Consider the following 2,470-nt stretch of genomic DNA (forward strand, 5'->3'; position numbering starts at 1 on the left):
GCGAGGATCCACTCGATATCGTTGCACCGGGCACGCAACACCCGTCCCCGGCACATCTCCACCGGCCCGTACCCGTCGAGCCGGCGCACCAGGTGATCCAGGGCCCGGAACCCTGCGTTGTGCCGGGTCGCCTGGTAACGGGTGCCCGGATTGCCCAGGCCCACCACCAGGCGAACGGGAGCCGTACCAGGCGCCACCGGAAAACCGCTTTACTCCTCTTTCTCCTCTTCCTGCTCTTCTTCTGCCTCGGCCTTGCGCGGCCGGGTGACCCGCTCGGGTTCGGCGGGCTGCTCCGCCGCAGGAGCGGCCGTCTGTTCCTCCTCGCGCTCCTCACGCGGCGCAAGCGCCGACACCACGCCGGCATCGCCGTCCGTCAGGATGCGCACGCCCTGGGGCACCTGCAGCTCCCCGACCGTGATGGTCTGGCCCTCCTCGAGCTCCGCCACGTTGACGGCGAAGTATCGCGGAATCGCCGTCGGGAGGCATTCCACCTCCACCTCGCGCTCGCTGATGGCCGGAATGAGGCCCCGGCGCTCCAGCTCCTCGACACCTTCGAACAGAAGGGGCACCGTCGCCCGGACCGGCCGGTCGAGCGGCACGGCGTAAAAGTCGACGTGCAGCACCTGTCCCAGGACAGGGTCGCGCTGCACCTCCTTCAGGAGAACCTGGTACTCCTGGCCCGACGGCTCCCCGTTCTGCACGACCAGCCGGACCAGCGCCGTGCGGGCGCCGTCGCTCTTCAGCAAGCGCTCCAGTTCCTTCTGCTGGACCTGTACGGCGACGTTGACCGAAGGCCCGTACAGGCTGCCCGGGATCCACCCGGCCTGGCGCAGTTTGCGTACCACGCCCTTCCCCGTGCCCCCGCGGGGCTTCACCGCAATCTGAAGATCCGCCATGAGAGACTACCGCACCTCCGCTCGCCTGCCGGCAGGCGTTGGGTTCGCAAAAAGGCGGCTGACGGACTCCTCCTGGAAGATACTGCGAATCGCCTCCGCCAGGAGAGGTGCAACCGACAGCACACGCAGCCGCTCAGAAGTTACCCTACCCGCCACCGGAATCGTATCCGTAACGACCACTTCCACAATGGGCGCCCTGGCCAGAAGCTCGGCAGCCCCGGGCGAGAAGACCCCGTGCGCCGCACAGGCGTAAACGGCCTGTGCCCCCTCCTCGACCAGTGCCGCTGCCGCCTGTGCCAGCGTACCGCCGGTGTCAATAATATCATCGACCAGGATGGCCGTGAGGCCGTCGACGTCACCGATCACGTGCATCACTTCGGCCACGTTGGGTTCCGGCCGGCGCTTGTCGCAGATGGCGAGCCCGCACCCGAGCCGCTCGGCCAGCTCTCGGGCCCGCACCACGCCTCCCACGTCAGGCGCCACAACGACCGGCGAGGGCAAGTTGAGGGAGGCGAAATAGTCGGCGAGGATCGGCAGTGCCTTGAGGTTGTCCACGGGAATATCGAAGAATCCCTGAATCTGGCCGGCGTGGAGGTCGACGGTGAGGATGCGGTCGGCGCCGGCCGCCGACAGCAGGTTGGCCACCAGCTTCGCCGAAATGGGGTCCCGGGCCTGCATCTTGCGATCCTGGCGTGCGTAGCCGTAGTAGGGAATGACGGCGGTTACCTCAGCGGCGGATGCTCGCTTCATGGCGTCAATCATCACCAGGAGCTCCATGAGGTTGTCCGCCGGTGGAAACGTGGGCTGAATGATGAACACGTGCACGCCCCGGACGCTTTCAAGGATGCGGACGTTCACCTCACCGTCGCGGAACCGCCCGATGTGCGCCGCCCCGAGTTCAAGTCCGAGCCAGGACGCCACGTCCCTGGCAAGCTGCGGGTTGGCCGTCCCGGTGAAGATGCGCAGGCGCTTGTGGTGATGATCCAGGCGGGGCGTAAGCTCCGCGCTGTCAAGCATGCCCCTTCAACCCCCTGTTCCTTTGCCGCCGTCACCCGTTAAGTGCCCGATGCGGGCGCCAGCCCGTATGACGGCGGCAGAGGGAATCCACGCGCCGGGACCGATGGATGCCCCCCGGCCAACACGGGAGCCAATCAGGGTGACGCCCTCAACCTTCGCGTCTTCCTCTACCCGACAGTTTACCAGGACGCTGCCCGGCCCAATCCGGCACCGCCGGCCGATCCGGGTATCGCCCAGCAATGACGCGCCCCCGGCAATCACCGTGTCGGGCCCCACGGTCACCCACGGATCCAGCACCGGGGCCGGCTCCCCGGACAGGGTCACCCCCGATGCCATCAGCGATCGCCGCACCCGCTCCCGCACCTCATGCTCCAGCTCTCGAAGCTGGCGCCGGTCGTTGACGCCGGCGATCTCCACCGGATCGCTGACCTCTTGCGCCACGACCCGCTCGCCCGCCGAGGCCAGGGCAGCCACCGTGTCCGTGAGGTAGTACTCGCCCTGGGCGTTGTCGGGGCGCAGGGCCGCAAGGCCCCGCTCCAGGGCGTCGCGGCGGAACC

4 protein-coding genes are annotated in these 2,470 nt (G+C 68.1%); all 4 read right to left on the minus strand.

Annotated features, from left to right (window positions below; all coding sequences use genetic code 11):
- A partial coding sequence (locus AB1609_21180; protein ID MEW6048949.1) for an aminoacyl-tRNA hydrolase occupies nt 1–197 on the minus strand: 197 nt, incomplete at its 3' end.
- 12 nt (nt 198–209) lie between these two features.
- Nucleotides 210–896, minus strand: a complete 687-nt coding sequence (locus AB1609_21185) for a 50S ribosomal protein L25 (GenBank protein ID MEW6048950.1) — start codon at nt 894–896, stop codon at nt 210–212.
- Nucleotides 897–902: 6 nt separating this feature from the next.
- Complete coding sequence (locus AB1609_21190; GenBank protein MEW6048951.1) at nt 903–1,913, minus strand: ribose-phosphate pyrophosphokinase; 1,011 nt, start codon at nt 1,911–1,913, stop codon at nt 903–905.
- A gap of 6 nt (nt 1,914–1,919) precedes the next feature.
- A partial coding sequence (gene glmU, locus AB1609_21195; protein MEW6048952.1) for a bifunctional UDP-N-acetylglucosamine diphosphorylase/glucosamine-1-phosphate N-acetyltransferase GlmU occupies nt 1,920–2,470 on the minus strand: 551 nt, incomplete at its 5' end.

Source organism: Bacillota bacterium (genome assembly GCA_040754675.1).
Lineage (GTDB): Bacteria > Bacillota > Limnochordia > Limnochordales > Geochordaceae > Geochorda.

Coding starts and splice junctions, on each gene's coding strand:
- AB1609_21190 (MEW6048951.1), bottom strand. CDS start 1,913: ATGCTTGACAGCGCGGAGCTTACGCCCCGCCTGGATCATCACCACAAG.
- AB1609_21185 (MEW6048950.1), bottom strand. CDS start 896: ATGGCGGATCTTCAGATTGCGGTGAAGCCCCGCGGGGGCACGGGGAAG.